General features: G+C 56.5%; 15 protein-coding genes, 2 rRNA genes and 2 pseudogenes (1 of these 19 only partly in view). 8 read left to right on the forward strand and 11 right to left on the reverse strand.

Features of this window, described 5'->3' with window-relative positions; genetic code table 11:
- Nucleotides 1-11: 11 nt before the first annotated feature.
- The 5 genes from V6P94_RS20225 to V6P94_RS20245 form a co-directional block, all read right to left on the reverse strand.
- The gene (locus V6P94_RS20225) at nucleotides 12-812 is read right to left on the reverse strand and encodes an alpha/beta fold hydrolase (RefSeq protein ID WP_133078960.1); all 801 of its coding nucleotides are present in this window, start codon (nucleotides 810-812) and stop codon (nucleotides 12-14) included.
- A 112-nt stretch (nucleotides 813-924) separates the two neighbouring features.
- Entirely contained in the window at nucleotides 925-1368 is a 444-nt protein-coding gene (locus tag V6P94_RS20230; RefSeq protein ID WP_326397599.1) for a hotdog fold thioesterase, read from the reverse strand.
- Between the two features lie 125 nt (nucleotides 1369-1493).
- Nucleotides 1494-1943, reverse strand: coding sequence for a phosphohistidine phosphatase SixA (gene sixA, locus V6P94_RS20235; protein WP_133078958.1), 450 nt, complete (start codon nucleotides 1941-1943; stop codon nucleotides 1494-1496).
- On the reverse strand, nucleotides 1940-2272 hold the full coding sequence (locus V6P94_RS20240) for a DUF4389 domain-containing protein (protein ID WP_133078957.1): 333 nt from the start codon (nucleotides 2270-2272) through the stop codon (nucleotides 1940-1942). Before V6P94_RS20240 ends, sixA begins: the two co-directional genes overlap by 4 nt.
- Before the next feature lie 18 nt (nucleotides 2273-2290).
- Nucleotides 2291-3316, reverse strand: a complete 1026-nt coding sequence (locus tag V6P94_RS20245; RefSeq protein WP_133078956.1) for an NAD(P)H-dependent glycerol-3-phosphate dehydrogenase — start codon at nucleotides 3314-3316, stop codon at nucleotides 2291-2293.
- Nucleotides 3317-3567: 251 nt separating this feature from the next.
- Here V6P94_RS20245 and V6P94_RS20250 point away from each other — a divergent pair, with 251 nt between their 5' ends.
- The 5 genes from V6P94_RS20250 (at nucleotide 3568) to V6P94_RS20270 (ending at nucleotide 8948) form a co-directional block, all read left to right on the forward strand.
- Nucleotides 3568-5466, forward strand: coding sequence for an ATP-binding protein (locus V6P94_RS20250; RefSeq protein ID WP_219263217.1), 1899 nt, complete (start codon nucleotides 3568-3570; stop codon nucleotides 5464-5466).
- A 249-nt stretch (nucleotides 5467-5715) separates the two neighbouring features.
- Nucleotides 5716-6231, forward strand: coding sequence for a 3-hydroxyacyl-[acyl-carrier-protein] dehydratase FabA (gene fabA / locus V6P94_RS20255; protein WP_003210552.1), 516 nt, complete (start codon nucleotides 5716-5718; stop codon nucleotides 6229-6231).
- 11 nt (nucleotides 6232-6242) lie between these two features.
- Complete coding sequence (gene fabB, locus V6P94_RS20260) at nucleotides 6243-7463, forward strand: beta-ketoacyl-ACP synthase I (RefSeq protein ID WP_016781684.1); 1221 nt, start codon at nucleotides 6243-6245, stop codon at nucleotides 7461-7463.
- Between the two features lie 134 nt (nucleotides 7464-7597).
- Nucleotides 7598-8014, forward strand: a complete 417-nt coding sequence (locus tag V6P94_RS20265) for an OsmC family protein (protein ID WP_133078954.1) — start codon at nucleotides 7598-7600, stop codon at nucleotides 8012-8014.
- A 73-nt stretch (nucleotides 8015-8087) separates the two neighbouring features.
- Complete coding sequence (locus V6P94_RS20270) at nucleotides 8088-8948, forward strand: pirin family protein (protein ID WP_338648501.1); 861 nt, start codon at nucleotides 8088-8090, stop codon at nucleotides 8946-8948.
- 19 nt (nucleotides 8949-8967) lie between these two features.
- Here V6P94_RS20270 and V6P94_RS20275 read toward each other — a convergent pair whose 3' ends face one another.
- Nucleotides 8968-10287, reverse strand: coding sequence for a Na+/H+ antiporter family protein (locus V6P94_RS20275; RefSeq protein WP_133078952.1), 1320 nt, complete (start codon nucleotides 10285-10287; stop codon nucleotides 8968-8970).
- 535 nt (nucleotides 10288-10822) lie between these two features.
- Between V6P94_RS20275 and V6P94_RS25105 the strand changes: the two are divergent.
- Nucleotides 10823-11893: pseudogene (locus V6P94_RS25105) on the forward strand (HAMP domain-containing protein); the annotation flags it as partial.
- A 345-nt stretch (nucleotides 11894-12238) separates the two neighbouring features.
- Nucleotides 12239-12751: pseudogene (locus V6P94_RS25110) on the forward strand (methyl-accepting chemotaxis protein); the annotation flags it as partial.
- Between the two features lie 20 nt (nucleotides 12752-12771).
- Here the strand turns inward: V6P94_RS25110 and V6P94_RS20285 are convergent.
- From V6P94_RS20285 to V6P94_RS20295, 3 genes are read right to left on the reverse strand one after another with little or no spacing between them, the layout of a single operon-like run.
- Nucleotides 12772-14106, reverse strand: coding sequence for an ATP-binding protein (locus V6P94_RS20285; RefSeq protein WP_338648506.1), 1335 nt, complete (start codon nucleotides 14104-14106; stop codon nucleotides 12772-12774).
- The gene (locus V6P94_RS20290; RefSeq protein ID WP_133078949.1) at nucleotides 14103-14771 is read right to left on the reverse strand and encodes a response regulator transcription factor; all 669 of its coding nucleotides are present in this window, start codon (nucleotides 14769-14771) and stop codon (nucleotides 14103-14105) included. The genes V6P94_RS20285 and V6P94_RS20290 overlap by 4 nt, the downstream gene beginning before the upstream one ends.
- A complete protein-coding gene (locus V6P94_RS20295; protein ID WP_133078948.1) occupies nucleotides 14771-15085 on the reverse strand; it encodes a PepSY domain-containing protein in 315 nt (104 codons plus the stop codon). Before V6P94_RS20295 ends, V6P94_RS20290 begins: the two co-directional genes overlap by 1 nt.
- A gap of 204 nt (nucleotides 15086-15289) precedes the next feature.
- Here V6P94_RS20295 and queD point away from each other — a divergent pair, with 204 nt between their 5' ends.
- Nucleotides 15290-15646, forward strand: a complete 357-nt coding sequence (queD, locus tag V6P94_RS20300; protein WP_019410510.1) for a 6-carboxytetrahydropterin synthase QueD — start codon at nucleotides 15290-15292, stop codon at nucleotides 15644-15646.
- 155 nt (nucleotides 15647-15801) lie between these two features.
- Here queD and rrf read toward each other — a convergent pair.
- Both rrf and V6P94_RS20310 read right to left on the reverse strand, forming a co-directional pair.
- A 5S ribosomal RNA gene (gene rrf, locus V6P94_RS20305) occupies nucleotides 15802-15917 on the reverse strand.
- 151 nt (nucleotides 15918-16068) lie between these two features.
- A 23S ribosomal RNA gene (locus V6P94_RS20310) occupies nucleotides 16069-16347 on the reverse strand (it continues 2613 nt past the right edge of the window).

The raw sequence follows: 16347 nt of genomic DNA on the forward strand, positions 1-16347 counted from the left end.
CAAAGTGCTCTTCAAAGGCCGGAATGACGAAGTTCCCAGCGGGCAAAAATCTGTTTGAGCAGGCGGGCGGTGTCCTGCGGTTGCTCCAGCGGAAACATGTGTCCGCCCGGTACGCTTAGCGACTCGCCATTGGGCATGCGCGAAACGGCTTTGGCATGATGATTCATGACCACTCGACTGTCGCGCCCTCGCACCACCGTCAGCGGGACCTGCAACTGAAAGGCCCTGCCGGGACTGGTGTCAGGGACGCTGCGATAGATATCGATTTCGGTCGCCGGGTCGAAGCTCAACCGCAAGCGGTCATCAACAGGTTGCAACCCGTGCTCCAGGTAAGCCTCGAAGCAGTCCGGGTCAAAGCTGCGGAACAGTGACTTGCCCGCAAAGTAGGCTCGCGCCGTCTCACGGTCGGCAAACTCTTCGCGCCGCCCCAGAGTGCGGCCGGCAGGGGTCAGGCGATCGATCAGGCCAAAACGCTTGGCCGCACGAATCACCCACTGATCGGTGCGCGTCAGCACGGGCGAATCCAGCATGACCACGCCCTTGTACAGATGCGGGCAACGGATAGCGGCATGCAAGTGCAGCATACCGCCCAGAGAATGACCCACACCCAGCACGGGTTCTGCTTGTTGTTGCAGGTGGTAAATCAGTTCATCGACGAGGTTGTGCCAATTGTTGTCCACCGGATAACGCGGGTCATGCCCGTGCTGTGACAGGTGAACCACGCTGAAATCCGGCGCAAGGGCACTGAACAACTTGCCATACGTGGCCGAAGGGAAGCCGTTGGCATGGGCGAAAAAAATCTGCCGAGACATACAAGGCGTCCAAATGTAGGAAGTACGCCTTATTGTCTGTAGGAAAATTCTTCATATCAATGACCGTATGCGCCATGAGTGACGACAATACGGCCATTATCTGGCCGTTTGATCACCGCGCGGGCGGGTTTTCACCCAGGGGTACAACGGCGATGGTCAGGCGGGAAATGCAACTGAGTTTGCCGCTGTCGTCGCTCAGGCGGATGTCCCAGACGTGGGTTGTGCGGCCCATGTGTACCGGACGTGCGACTGCGCTCACCCGGCCGCTGCGCACGCCACGCAGGTGATTGGCGTTGACCTCAAGGCCCACGCAATAGAATTTCTGGGTATCGATACACATAAAACTGGCCATCGAACCCAGGGTTTCCGCCAGAACCACCGATGCGCCGCCATGCAACAGGCCAAAAGGTTGGTGAGTTCGGTGATCGACCACCATGCTTGCAGTGATGGAGTCGTCGTCGAAGGCATCGAAGGTGATGTCCAGCACGTCGCAAATGGTGTTTTTGCGCAATTCATTAAGGCGCGCCAGGTCAGGCGGAGTCGTCCACGAAATCATGCAGTCATTCCTTGGTCAGTGAGTAGGGGCGGCGGCGTGATTGACGCTCAACACAGCCACCAAAATGCCATTCATCCGCCCCAACTATCTTTCACTACGACCAAAATGTGCAACCGCTGCAATGATCAGGGGTGATGAACACCGATCAAGGTCATGCTGCCAGCCAGCGGCCATTCACCCTCAAGCTCCACCAGGCTGGCCGTCTGCATCGGCTGGGGCTGACGCAAATGACCATGCAGCAACAGGCTGATCAAGTCGCCCACAAATGGCTGATGACTGACCAGCAGTACATTGCCACTGTCCGGCAGCTTGCTGACCGCAAACTTGGGCTCACTTTCGGGTGTCAGCCACGGCACGGTGATGAGGTCGCAGGTAAAACCAAGGGCCTTGCGCACCAACTCAGCGGTTTGCTGCGCCCGCACATAAGGGCTGACCAGGATGCTGTCCAGTGGCTGGCCAATCAGCAAGGCTGCACTGTGCAGCACCTGTTCACGACCATGGGCCGTGAGTTCGCGTTCGGCATCGCGCCGGGCGTGAGGCTCGGCTTCGCCGTGACGCAAGATCCAGATCTTCATGGCTTGGTCTCTTCGCCCTTGGCGGCCTGCGCGTAAGGTGCTTCACCTTCCGGGGCACGAGGGGCTGGCCAATCGGCAAAAGGCCAAGGTTTTTGCTCGGTGTGAAAGCTGCCAAACCGACCAATCTGCGCAAGATAAAGGCTCAGGCTGTCGCCAAAATTCATCAGGCCGCCGTTGGGTGCGCCGTAGATCAGACGGTAAATCAGCTGCACCAGCACCAGCCCGCCAAGCACCAGTTGCGCGACTTGCCAGACCAGCAAAAAAACCAGCATCCAGAGCACGCGCAAAACGAGTGACTCGTATTTGGGTGCGTTTTTAGTGTCGTTCATGTGCTGCTCCCTTGGTGCTTAGTTGAAACCGCTGGTGGAGATAAAATCGACATCCGTCTTGGGTTCGCCGCGCATCAACTGCCCGATGACCTGATCCAGGGTGTAACCCTCGAACAGAATCGCGTGCAGGCCAGCAACCAAGGGCATGTAGACGTTCAGTTCCTGTGCCTTGACCTTGAGCACCTTGAGGGTATTCACCCCTTCGGCCACTTCGCCCAGTCGAGTGACGGCATCTTCCAGGCTGAGGCCCTGACCCAGGGCAAACCCGACCTGATAATTGCGGCTCTTGGGGGATGAGCAGGTGACGATCAAATCGCCTACACCCGCCAAGCCGAGGAAAGTCATGGGATTGGCACCCTGGCTAACGGCAAATCGGGTCATCTCGGCCAAGGCACGGGTAATCAGCATGCTCTTGGTGTTCTCCCCCATACCCAGCGCCACGGCCATGCCGGCGATGATTGCGTAAACGTTTTTCAACGCCCCGCCCAACTCCACCCCAAAACGGTCGGCACTGGCATAGACGCGAAATGTTCGGCCATGCAATGCCGCCTGCACGCGGTTGCACAGGTCTTCATCGGCACTGGCGACCACGGTGGCAGTCAACGCATGCTCGGCAACTTCACGGGCAAGATTGGGCCCGGACAGAACGCCGATACGTGCCTGCGGGGCGATTTCTTCAAGGATCTCGCTCATCAGTTTGAAACTGTGCGCTTCAATGCCCTTGGTCAGGCTGACCAGCATTTTTCCGCTCAAACGCTCTGCGTGTTCGGCCAGCACACTGCGCAAGGCGCTGGACGGCAAGGCCACAAAACACAGCTCGCAGGCATCGAGCGTCGCCTTGAGATCAGTAACCGGCTCCACCCCGGGATGGATCTTGATGCCCTTGAGGTAACGCGGGTTTTCGCGATTCAGGCGAATGGCCTCGGCCTGCTCCGGATCGCGCATCCACTGATACACACGATGACCGTTTTCTGCCAGCAAGTTGCCCACGGCGGTGCCAAAGCTTCCGCCTCCCAAGACCGCAATAGCGTGCTGTTCAGTCATATGCAATCCCGTTTTCCATCTAGCGTGGCAATGGCGGCATTATACGGAGCACATGCCCCGCGACCAGCCCCATAGCATATAGATGGCTTTGACTGAAAAAGTGCAAGACCTCGGTTAACATGCCGCTCAGGTACTCACCTTCAAGAGGCAGCTTTGCTGCACTTCAACATGAACGACTGCAGGTCAAGGACGACAACGTATATGGGAGAGGTATTTGCTGGCTGCAAGGTGACTGTCGGAGACACCCTGCCATGATGGCTCGCAGTCGGTGGGATATTCACACCCGCACGCAGATGATGAGCCTGGGCCCGGCGTTGTTATTGACCTTGTTGTTGATCAGTTTTTTTACGTTCGTACGAATCCAGGATTTGCGCCAGGAGCTCAAGCACACAGGCCAGTTGATCGCCAACCAATTGGCGCCTGCCACCGAGTACGGGCTCATGACGGGGAACACCCACGTTCTGGAAACCCTGATCAACGCTTCGTTGAACATCCCCCACGTACAGTTTGTGCAGGTACAGAACCGTACAAACGAGGTGCTGGCACAGGCAGAGCACTCCCCGCCCGGCGCTGATCAAGGCTCGCAGGTAGAAGTGTTCCAGGCGTCAGTGCGATTACAGAAGAGCCCTTCGGGCGAATATTTTTTGCTCAGTCATAACCAGACACCAGCACCGGTAGAAGACTATCTGGGCCGGGTGCTGGTTGGCATGTCCGGGGAGGCGTTCAGCACCCGTCAACAAGAAATCCTGCTCAAGGCCGTGATCCTTGCCTTGTTTGCCCTGGGCTTCACCTACCTGTTGGCCAGGCGCCTGGCGTCCAACCTGTCCAAGCCCATCAGTGACATGAGCAAAGCGGTCAAGGCCATCCAGCAGGGCGACTACTCCACGCCCTTGCCAGTCGTCGACGATGGCGAACTGGGCAGTCTGGCCCAGCACATCAACAATCTGGCCGATGGGCTTGAGCAAGCCAGCCGAGAGCAACATGCCGCCATTGCTCAGCTGATTCAGACCCGCGAAGAAGCCGAACGGGCCAACCGGGCCAAAACCGACTTTTTGGCCATGATGAGCCACGAGCTTCGCACGCCGATGAATGGCGTACTGGGAATGCTGCAACTGCTGGAAACCACGCAGATGACAGAGGAACAGGCTGAATATGCCGCCCTGGCGTCTGAGTCCACCGAGCACTTGCTCAAGGTCATTAACGACATCCTCGACTTCTCACGAATCGAACGGTCAGCGCTTGAACTGGAGCGCATCCCCTTCAACCTCGCAGAACTGGTCAGCAATTGCGCTCAGGCTTTCCAGCACAGCGCCGCACAGCGCGGCCTGCACTTGCAGCTGACCCTCTCAGAAGGCTTGCAGGATTTGCACGTACTGGGGGATCCGACGCGGATCAGGCAAATCCTGGTCAACCTCATCGGCAATGCGCTGAAATTTACCGAACACGGGCAGATCAGTATCGAACCGCTTTGGCAGCGTCTGGATCACGAATTGATCTGGTTTACCTGTGTCGTACGCGACAGCGGTATTGGCATCAACAGCGAAAAACTGGACTCCATGTTCACCGCTTTCCAGCAGGCCGACAGCTCGATTTCGCGGCGCTATGGTGGCACAGGGCTGGGCCTGCCCATCGCCCGCACGTTGGCTGAACGCATGGGTGGCACGCTGCACGCCACCAGTGAAGAGACCCGCGGCTCAGTGTTCACCCTGGAAATCCCGCTGGAGTTGCACCAGCCTGTAGAACACAGCCAAAGGCCTGAACTTGAGCCGGAAGCGACGTGTGCGCCCGGGCGTAAAATCTTGCTGGTGGAAGATAACCAGGTCAATCAGACCGTCATTGAAGCCATGCTGAGCAGCCTGGGATACGAAGTGAGCATGGTCAGTGATGGCGCGCAGGCCATTCATTTCGCCAACACCGAGCGCTTTGCCGCGATCCTGATGGACTGTCGCCTGCCGATCATCAATGGCTACGAAGCTACCCGGCAAATCCGCCAACTGCCCGGGTGCATGACCCTGCCCATCATTGCCCTGACCGCCAATGCCTTGCAGGGTGATCGGGAAACCTGCCTGCAGGCCGGAATGAACGATTACCTTGCCAAGCCGTTCAAACGAGCTGATCTGGAGCAAATTCTGCTGCGCTGGGTCCAGTAACTTATGGCTAAAAGGCCACCTGCGACTGGCGTTAAACACAAAAGTGCGGCAGTCTTAGGCACCCGAATGGGCCACTGAACCGGCCCGATTTAAATTTTCAGTGCACAAGTGTACATTCTTGCCCTTTGCGCTGTGACTTTCACTACAACGCAATAGTCTATGTGTAGGCTGGCGAACTGGAACTCGTATGTTTCAGTTGGTCGGGAAGATTTGCCCCACCCTGCCGCATGGGATTATTGAGGAGCTCGCATGACCAAACAAAACGCCTTTACTCGGGAAGATTTGCTGCGCTGTAGCCGCGGCGAGCTATTCGGCCCAGGTAACGCGCAACTGCCCGCCCCTAACATGCTGATGGTGGATCGCATCACCCATATCAGCGAAGAGGGTGGCAAGTACGGCAAAGGTGAATTGGTCGCCGAGCTGGATATCACCCCGGACCTGTGGTTTTTCGCCTGCCATTTCGAAGGCGATCCGGTGATGCCAGGTTGCCTGGGGCTCGACGCCATGTGGCAGTTGGTCGGCTTCTATCTGGGCTGGCAAGGTCTGCCGGGCCGCGGGCGTGCCCTGGGTTCGGGCGAAGTGAAGTTCTTCGGCCAGGTCTTGCCGACCGCCAAGAAAGTCACCTATAACATTCAAATCAAGCGCGTCCTCAAGGGCAAGCTGAACCTGGCCATTGCCGATGGTTCGGTCACTGTCGACGGTCGCGAGATTTATACTGCCGAAGGCCTTCGGGTCGGCGTATTTACTTCCACTGACAACTTTTAAGGGTTATCCGCATGCGCCGCGTCGTTATCACTGGTCTGGGCATCGTTTCGTGCCTGGGCAATGACAAAGAGACCGTCTCCGCTAACCTGCGTGCAAGTCGCCCTGGCATCCGATTCAACCCGGAATATGCCGAAATGGGTCTGCGTAGCCAGGTTTCCGGCTCCATTGACCTGCCTCTCGAAGAGCTGATCGATCGCAAGATCTATCGCTTCGTCGGCCACGCAGCGGCTTACGCCTACCTGGCCATGAAAGACGCCATCACTGATTCGGGCCTGACCGAGGAGCAAGTCTCCAACCCGCGTACCGGCCTTATCGCCGGCTCGGGTGGCGCGTCGACCCTGAACCAGATGGAGGCGCTGGACATCCTGCGCGAAAAAGGCGTCAAGCGCGTTGGCCCGTACCGCGTTACGCGGACCATGGGCAGCACCGTTTCTGCCTGCCTGGCCACTCCCTTCAAGATCAAGGGCGTGAACTACTCGATCTCCTCTGCCTGCGCCACCAGTGCTCATTGCATCGGTACTGCGGTTGAGCAGATCCAGCTGGGCAAGCAGGACATCGTTTTCGCGGGCGGTGGCGAAGAAGAACACTGGAGCCAATCGTTCCTGTTCGACGCCATGGGCGCGCTGTCCACTCAATACAACGACACGCCTGAAAAAGCGTCCCGTGCCTACGACAAAAACCGTGATGGCTTCGTCATCGCCGGTGGTGGTGGCATGGTTGTTGTTGAAGAACTGGAACACGCCCTGGCGCGTGGTGCCAAGATCTACGCCGAAATCGTCGGCTACGGCGCGACATCCGACGGCTACGACATGGTTGCCCCAAGCGGCGAAGGCGCCATCCGCTGCATGCAGATGGCCATGTCTACCGTTGACGGCCCGATCGACTACCTCAACACCCACGGCACTTCTACTCCGGTAGGCGACGTCAAGGAAATGGAAGGTGTTCGCGCGGTATTCGGCGACAAGGCTCCGGCCATCAGCTCGACCAAAAGCCTGTCGGGTCACTCACTGGGCGCCGCAGGCGTTCACGAAGCGATCTACTGCTTGCTGATGATGGAAGGCAACTTCATCGCCGGCTCTGCAAACATCGAGGAACTGGACCCGACTGTCGCTGACATGCCGATCCTGACCAAGACCCGCGAGAACGTCACGTTGAACAATGTGATGAGCAACAGCTTCGGCTTCGGTGGCACAAACGCCACTCTGGTACTGAAGCGCTGGGCTGGCAAATAAGCCCTCCCCTCGCGAAATAAAAATGCCCCGGCTGGTTTTCCAGTCCGGGGCATTTTTTTGCATGATGGAACGCATGGCTCCCGGGATGCTCTATAAAGATCAGGACCGTTATCTCTGCCACTACGAGGTTTGCCATGACTGTTACCGTTAATACCGTATCCCACGAGGGTTTTCGTCACAGCATCAAAATCGACGATCACGAAGTCTTCACCGATTTGCCCACGTCCCTGGGCGGCGACGGTTCTGCTCCCTCTCCCCATGATTACTTCGATGCCGCCCTCGGTGCGTGCAAGGCGCTGACACTCAAGCTCTATGCGCAAAAAAAGGAGATCCCGCTGACCGGGGTCACGGTCGAAGTCAAACACGACGCCAGCGAAGAACAGAAAGGGAAATACGCCCTGCACGTCAAACTGACGCTAAAAGGCGTGTTGACCGATGCCCAGCGCGATGAGTTGCACAACGTGGCCGACAAGTGCCCGGTGCATAAATTGATGACTACCGCCGAGATCACCATCGAGACCCATCTATCTGAAGGTGCTTTCAGCCAGTAACGCACAGGTTCTACCTGCAGGCCCGGGAAGCGTTGGGTTATGCTCAACGCTTCTCCCCCGCTGGCACCTTCAAATGCACACATTGACCATAATTCGGCCACAGGCCGAAGATGTCGAAGGCCAACCGATCTTGCGCCCTCTGCCCTCGGCCAAGTGCCGCAGCGTCGGGCCTTTTGTATTCTTCGACCACATGCTGCCTACCCACTATCCACCCGGCCACGGGATGAATATCCGACAGCATCCGCACATCGGCCTGTCCACTTTGACCTATCTGTTTGAAGGCCAACTGCAGCATAAGGACAGCCTGGGCTCCGACCAGCAGGTTGGCCCCGGCGAAGTCAGCTGGATGACCGCGGGCGCGGCCATTGCTCACGTTGAACGAACACCCGCCTCAATACTGGCGCAAGGCTCAAGCCTGCATGGGCTGCAAGTGTGGCTGGCTTCTCCCAGGGAACACGAACAAGGCGCAAGCCACTACAGCCATCATGATGCCAATAGCTTGCCCGTCAGTGAGACCCTGGGAGTAATGATTCGCCTGATTGCAGGCACCGGGTTTTGCTTGAGCTCGCCGGTGCCGGTGCTCTCACCGACCCTGTACGCCGAAGTGCAGATGCAAACGGCCACAACGCTGCTTGTTCCGGCGGAACACCCGGAGCGTGCGCTGTACGTGCTGGAAGGTGAAGTGCAGCTGGAGGGCCAGACCATCGAGCCACGCTGCCTGGTGCTACTGCCTGCCGGAGAAGCCATGACCCTGTGCGCGATGAGTGACAGCCATATGGTGTTGATCGGCGGAGCGGCCCTCGATGGTCCGCGCCGCATGAACTGGAACTTCGTCGCCAGCGATCCAGCCCTCATCGAACAGGCTAGAACCCGCTGGGCCACAGGGCATTGGCCGACAGTACCCGGTGAAACCGGCCGCATCGAACTGCCTTGAAGCCCGGCCCGCAGAGGCCTTACAAAACCATTGCCGCCACCCAGCCAAAGGCCAGCAGCGGCAAATTGTAATGCAGGAAAGTAGGCACTACGGTGTCCCAGATATGGTGATGCTGGCCGTCAATATTCAAGCCGGAAGTGGGCCCAAGGGTGGAGTCCGATGCCGGAGAACCTGCATCGCCCAAGGCGCCCGCTGTGCCGACGATGCAAACAATGGCCATTGGACTGAAACCCAGCTGAACGCACAGCGGCACAAAAATAGCCGCCAGGATCGGCACAGTGGAAAATGACGAACCGATACCCATTGTGACCAGCAATCCAACCAGCAACATCAGCAGAGCACCCACGCCCTTGCTGTTATTGATCCAGCCGGCAGAAGCTTCAACCAGTGATTTGACCTCGCCGGTGGCTTTCAGGACTTCGGCAAAACCCGAGGCTGCGATCATGATGAAGCCAATCATGGCCATCATCTTCATGCCTTCGGTAAACAAATCATCCGTCTCGCGCCAACGCACGATCCCCGAAGCCGAAAAAATCAGAAAACCCGCCAGCGCGCCAATAATCATGGAGCCCAGCCACAGCTGAATGATAAACGCCGCCGCAATGGCCGCACCTGCCACCAGCAAGGTGCGCGGGTTATAGCTGACGGCAACCTGTTCAACCTGTTCGATTTTGGCCAGGTCATATTCGCGTTTTTTGCGGTAACTGATGAAAACCGCCACCAACAACCCAAACAACATCCCTAAAGCCGGGATTGCCATCGCATGGGTGACATTGACCCCGCTGATATCAACGCCACTTTTGCTGACGTTGGCGAGCAAAATCTGATTGAGAAAGATATTGCCAAACCCCACCGGCAAGAACATGTACGGCGTGATCAAGCCAAAGGTCATGACACAGGCAATCAATCGGCGGTCAATGTTCAGCTTGGTCAGTACATACAACAGGGGCGGAACCAGCAAAGGAATGAACGCGATATGGATCGGCAGAATATTCTGGGAAGAAACAGCCACTACCAGCAGCAAGCCAATCAACAGCCATTTGACGCGATTGCCACCGGCCGCATGCTGCCTGTTGACCATCATCAGCGCTTTGTCTGCCAGGGCATGGGCCATGCCCGACTTGGCTATCGCCACTGCAAAAGCACCCAGCATGGCATAGGACAACGCCACCTGAGCACCACCGCCCAACCCGCCATTGAAAGCATTGAGTGTTGCCTCGATACCCAGCCCGCCTACGAGACCGCCAACAACGGCACCCACAATCAGTGCGATGACCACGTGCACACGGGACAAACTGAGCACCAGCATGATGCCGACCGCGGCAATTACTGCATTCATTATTACAACCTCATAGCGCGCACCACGATAAAACACCGTAAAGCGGAAAATTTCGGGCAAAAGACGACTGTTCCAATCGCCGGATCTGGAAGGGTGGACCTTTTTGGGGGCGCACACTTTGCAGCACCTCCAGCGCCTTGTCAAAGCGCAGGCCAAAGGCATCCGGCCAATCCATCCCGACAGGCCTTAACCCTAGTATTTAAAGGGCTAAATCGCTGTTTTCAAGACCGGGTAAAACGCTAATAAGTCAGGTTTTTGCGTAAAGAAAAACATCCCGCGGCCGCTAACAGTGAAAGCCTCTTTTTAGGATGCATCCATGTCGCTCAGACAGCTTTCCATCCAATGGAAAATCACCCTCCTCGCCGGACTCAGCCTGATCGGCGTAGTCACCCTGCTGGTGGGACTTTCTCTCTATCGCATGGATCACACTGCCGATCTGGTAGAGGCCTCAAGTTCAAGGATGCTGAACGAGTCTGCGCAAGCCCGTATCGAGGCTCAAGGTGAAGCCCAGGCACTGGCAATCAGTCGCCAGTTTATGGATGCCTACCAGTACGGTAATGGATTCGCCCGACAAGTCCTTTTCTTGCGTGAGCAATCTGAAAAGCGCTTTCTGGATGCCTTTGACTTGCGTGAAGACCTGACGCGCCAGGTTAAAGCGGCCTTGCAGGCCAATCCGGACTTGCTGGGGCTGTCGCTGGTATTTGAAGCCAACGCGCTGGATGGCAAGGACTCACTGTTCGACCATCAAAAAGAACTGGGCAGCAATGACAAAGGACGCTTTGCCCTTTACTGGTCGCAACCGACACCGGGCAAGCTGAGCTCGATGGCGCTGCCCGAATCAGACATGGTCGATACCAGCACCGGGCCCAGCGGCCAGGCCAACAACACATGGTTCACCTGCCCGCGCACTACGCGCAAACCGTGCATCATCGAGCCCTATTTCTATGAGATCGACGGGCAAAACGTATTACTGACCAGCATCGTTTTCCCCCTGATTGTTGACGGAAAAGTCATTGCTTCACTGTCGGTTGATATCAATCTCAACAGCTTGCAAGCCATTAGCCTGCAAGCCAGCCAAAAACTGTACGACGGCGAAACCCGCGTTGGCATTATCAGCTCGGCCGGGATACTCGCCGGCTTCAGTGCTGATGCCAGCAAACTTGCCCAGCGTCTCGATCAGGTAGACACCAGTGATGGCGCTGAATTGATCCGCATGATGGCCAAAGGTGATCAGGTACAAAGCATTCGCAGCGAGCAACGCCTGAAAGTCCTGACTCCCTTCCTGCCGATCCCGGGCAGCAAATCCTGGGGCGTATTGCTCTACGTGCCTGAAGCTGTCCTGGTCGGACCGGCACAGGCCCTGCAAGCAGAACTGGACGAGCGCAACAGGGCCGGAGCCTTGACCGAGCTGGCGTGGGGGTCTCTGGCAGCCATCATCGGGCTTCTGCTGGTGTGGTTGCTGGCCCGTAGCGTCACACGTCCGATCCTTGGCGTGGCCAACATGCTTGAAGACATTGCGAGCGGAGAAGGCGACCTGACCCGGCGCTTGGCATACGACAAAAAAGACGAACTTGGACAGCTCGCCAGCTGGTTCAACCGCTTCCTCGACAAACTGCAACCGACCATTGCCGAAGTTAAACGCTCGGTACAGGACGCGCGCAGCACCGCCGATCAGTCGGCGGCCATTGCCACCCAGACCAGCGCTGGTATGGAGCAGCAGTACCGTCAGGTCGACCAGGCGGCCACGGCCTCCCATGAAATGAGCGCAACGGCGCAGGATGTCGCACGCAGCGCTGCACAGGCGGCTCAGGCCGCTCGTGATGCCGATCAGGCGACCAGACAAGGGCTGACGATCATTGACCGCACCACGACCAGCATCGACCATCTGGCTGCAGATATGAGCGTGGCCATGACGCAAGTTGAAGGGCTGGCTGCCAATAGTGAAAAAATCGGTTCAGTACTGGAGGTCATTCGCGCCATTGCCGAACAGACCAACCTCCTCGCCTTGAATGCTGCCATTGAAGCGGCGCGGGCAGGCGAAGCCGGGCGCGGATTTGCCGTGGTGGCCGACGAGGTCCGCAACCTGGCACGCCGGACTCAGGAATCCGTTGAGGAAACCCGGCAGGTCATCGAACAACTGCAAGCCGGGACTCAGGAAGTAGTGAGTTCCATGAATAACAGCCATCGCCAGGCTCAGGGCAGTGTGGAGCAGGTAGGACAGGCGGTGACGGCCTTGCAGCAAATCGGTGATGCCGTCACCGTGATTACCGACATGAACTTGCAGATTGCCAGCGCGGCTGAAGAACAGAGTGCCGTTGCAGAGGAAATCAACAACAACGTTTCCACTATTCGGGATGTAACGGAGTCTTTGTCTGAACAGGCCAATGAGTCGGCCCGGGTCAGTCAGGCGCTGAACTCACTGGCCAACCAGCAGCAAAAATTGATGGATCAATTTCGCGTCTGATCCGTCGTGCGATGACGGTTTTAAGCCGTCGTCGCCTTTTTCGTTCGTCTTGGGAGCTTGATTCTAACCATCAGGCCGCCCATCTCAGCTGTCTCAAGCTGCATAACTCCCCCCCACGCTTCAACGATGTCCCGAACGATTCCAAGGCCCAGACCGTGACCACTGGCTTGCTCGTCAAGCCGCGTACCGCGACTGAACACCTGATCACGTTCGGCCTCAGGAATGCCCGGCCCATCATCCTGGACTTCAATCACAAACCCGTCCACGGTCTGGCCAATACTCAGTTCGACTTGGGCGTCCGCCCATTTGCAGGCGTTATCCAATAGATTACCGAGCAATTCGAGCATGTTTTCACGATCCCAAGGCAAATGCAGCCCCGGCGCAACCTTGTGCGTCAATTGCAGATGCTCGCCGTGAATCATGCCAAGGGTCGACAGGAGCCCTGGCAACTCCGTATCAGCATCAAATTGCGCACCCGGCAAGGCATCGCCCGCAAGACGCGCACGGTTGAGCTCGCGGCTCATGCGCTGCTGTATCTGGTCCAACTGCTCTCGCAATGTAGTTTGTATCTGCGGATAAGCTGCAAGCCGCGGATCGTTGGCCAGGCTGATCAATACCGCCAATGGGGTTTTAAGTGCATGGCCCAGGTTGCCCAACGCATTGCGCGAGCGCTTGAGGTTGTCTTCGGTATGGGCCAGCAAGTGGTTTATTTGCGTGACCAGGGGTTCAAGCTCAAGGGGGACCCGCGAATCAAGCTGCGAGCGCTGACCTGACTGCAACTGAGCGATTTGTTTACGTGCAGTTTCCAATGGCCGTAGAGCGCGGCGAACGGTAATACGCTGCAACAGCAAAATAACAATCAGGGCCATGACGCCCACCCCCAGACCGATCCGCTGAACCTGCCTGAAACTTTCACGTATGGGTGTGTAGTCCTGGGCAACGCTGATGGAGACCGCCAGGCCAAGGCGCTGGTAATCACTGCGCATGACCAGCAGCATCTGCCCCTCTGGGCCGGGCTGTAACTCGCTGCTCAGCCCAGGCTCACTGGGACGCGGTAGTTGAGCGTCCCAAAGCGAACGCGAGCGCCAGTGAGTATCACCGAACTCGATACTGAAATAGTGTCCAGAAAATGGCCGCTGATAAGCAGATGACAACCGTCGTTCATCCAACTGCAAGCCTTGGGGGCCACGGCTCAAAGCTATCAGCAGGTTCTCACTGTCGTTCTTCAGGCCTGACTCCAGATAACGCTGGAGGCCACTTTCAAATAGCCAGAGACTGACTTGACCTACGACCAGACCTGCAACCAGCAGAACGCTGACCAACCCCAGGCTCAAAGGCCTCTGAATGGACTTCACTGGCCGACAGCACCGAAAATATAGCCTTGGCCACGACGGGTTTCGACCACTTCACGCCCGAGCTTGCGACGTAAATGGTTCACGTGGACCTCTAAAACATTGGAATCACGTTCAGTCTCACCATCGTAGAGATGCTCGGCCAAGTGGCTTTTAGAGAGGATCTGTTGCGGATGCAACATGAAATACCGCAGAAGACGGAACTCGGCAGCGGTCAATTGCACCTCGGCCCCATCTTTGAGTACGCATTGACGCGCCTCATCCAACTGCAGCCCTGCGGATTTCAATAACGGCTGATTCGGTTGACCGTGAGAGCGGCGCAAGAGTGCCTGCACCCGCAGTTGCAGCTCTTCAGGATGAAAAGGTTTGGTTACATAATCATCGGCACCGGCTTTAAGGCCATCAATGCGCTCGGACCAGGAGCTGCGCGCCGTCAAAATCAGAACAGGCGTGGCCAGCCCTTGTGTACGCCACTGCTTGAGCACATCAATGCCGGACATCCCCGGTAAACCCAGATCAAGAATAATCAGGTCATAGGGTTCACTCTGCCCTTGATAAAGAGCATCACGCCCATCGGCCAGCCAATCAACTGCATAGCCAAGGCGAGTTAACCCGGCCATCAGTTCGTCAGCCAATGGAACGTGATCTTCTACCAGCAGCAACCGCATTAATCATCTACCTCGTCTTTGAGCAATTGACCATTACTGGCGTTCAGTTTGATCTCGCGCACAACGCCACTGGTCGTAAGCAACTCGACCTCGTAAACATAAACGTCGTCATCCTCCTCCAGCTCTACCTCCAGCAATTTTGCACCCGGGTGGCGCTCAAGGGCTTTTTGAAGCAGTAGCTCTAGCGGCTGGATCAGGCCTTGCTCACGTAAACGCAGCGCCTCGTCCTGCCCCAGGTCCCGCGCAATGGCCAAAGAACAGAACGCAGAGAACACCAACACGATAAATCCGCCAACTCGTAGGTTCACTGTCATCACTCGCCTCTGCGGCCTCCGTTCAATGTCATTTGTGCGATATCAAAAACATGGAGCATAAATGTATTGGCTTAATTGAAGCTGAATCAACTGCCCCCCCCCCGGATTGCGGGAGGTATGCACCTGCGCTGGGCGTTAACTGCTAAACTGCCGCCCTGTATTCATCGCTCAGGCGATAGTCACCTTTCAAGAGCTATAAATATTGTGGAAATTTTCAAAGAGTTTACCTTCGAATCTGCGCATCGCTTGCCTTACGTGCCTGAAGGCCACAAATGCGGCCGCTTGCATGGTCACTCATTCAAGGTGGCAATCCATTTAAGCGGTGATATCGATCCGGCCACCGGCTGGATTCGCGATTTCTCAGAGATCAAAGCGATTTTCAAACCACTTTATGAGCTGCTTGATCACAACTACCTGAACGATATTCCGGGTCTGGAAAATCCAACGAGCGAAGTGCTGGCAAAGTGGATCTGGCAACAGCTCAAGCCTTTGCTACCAGAATTATCTGCGATACGAATTCATGAAACCTGCACCAGTGGTTGCATCTACTACGGTGATTGAATAAATCGCTCCAAAAAAACCACCTCTCAAGGTGGTTTTTTTGCTTTTACAGAAGGTAAAAGCGTGCTGATCACTGTTTAAAACTTACCACCACTTTTCTCGGCCCAAAAACAAACCCCCTGTCTGCGTTAGCAGACAGGGGGTTTGGAATTTAATCTTGACGATGACCTACTCTCACATGGGGAAACCCCACACTACCATCGGCGATGCATCGTTTCACTTCTGAGTTCGGGATGGGATCAGGTGGTTCCAATGCTCTATGGTCGTCAAGAAATTCGGTAGCCAGGTCGTTCACCTTTCGGTTTACGCTCCAGCGAATGGGTATGTAATAGTCTGGTGTTTTGTGAGTCGCAAACTTTCGGTTTGTATCGTCTTCACACACCGCAATCTGGTCTCTTCGACTCAAATTGCTTGGGTGTTATATGGTCAAGCCTCACGGGCAATTAGTATTGGTTAGCTCAACGCCTCACAGCGCTTACACACCCAACCTATCAACGTCGTAGTCTTCGACGGCCCTTTAGGGAACTCAAGGTTCCAGTGAGATCTCATCTTGAGGCAAGTTTCCCGCTTAGATGCTTTCAGCGGTTATCTTTCCCGAACATAGCTACCCGGCAATGCCACTGGCGTGACAACCGGAACACCAGAGGTTCGTCCACTCCGGTCCTCTCGTACTAGGAGCAGCCCCTCTCAAATCTCAAACG

Source organism: Pseudomonas sp. ML2-2023-3 (assembly GCF_037055275.1).
Lineage (GTDB): Bacteria > Pseudomonadota > Gammaproteobacteria > Pseudomonadales > Pseudomonadaceae > Aquipseudomonas.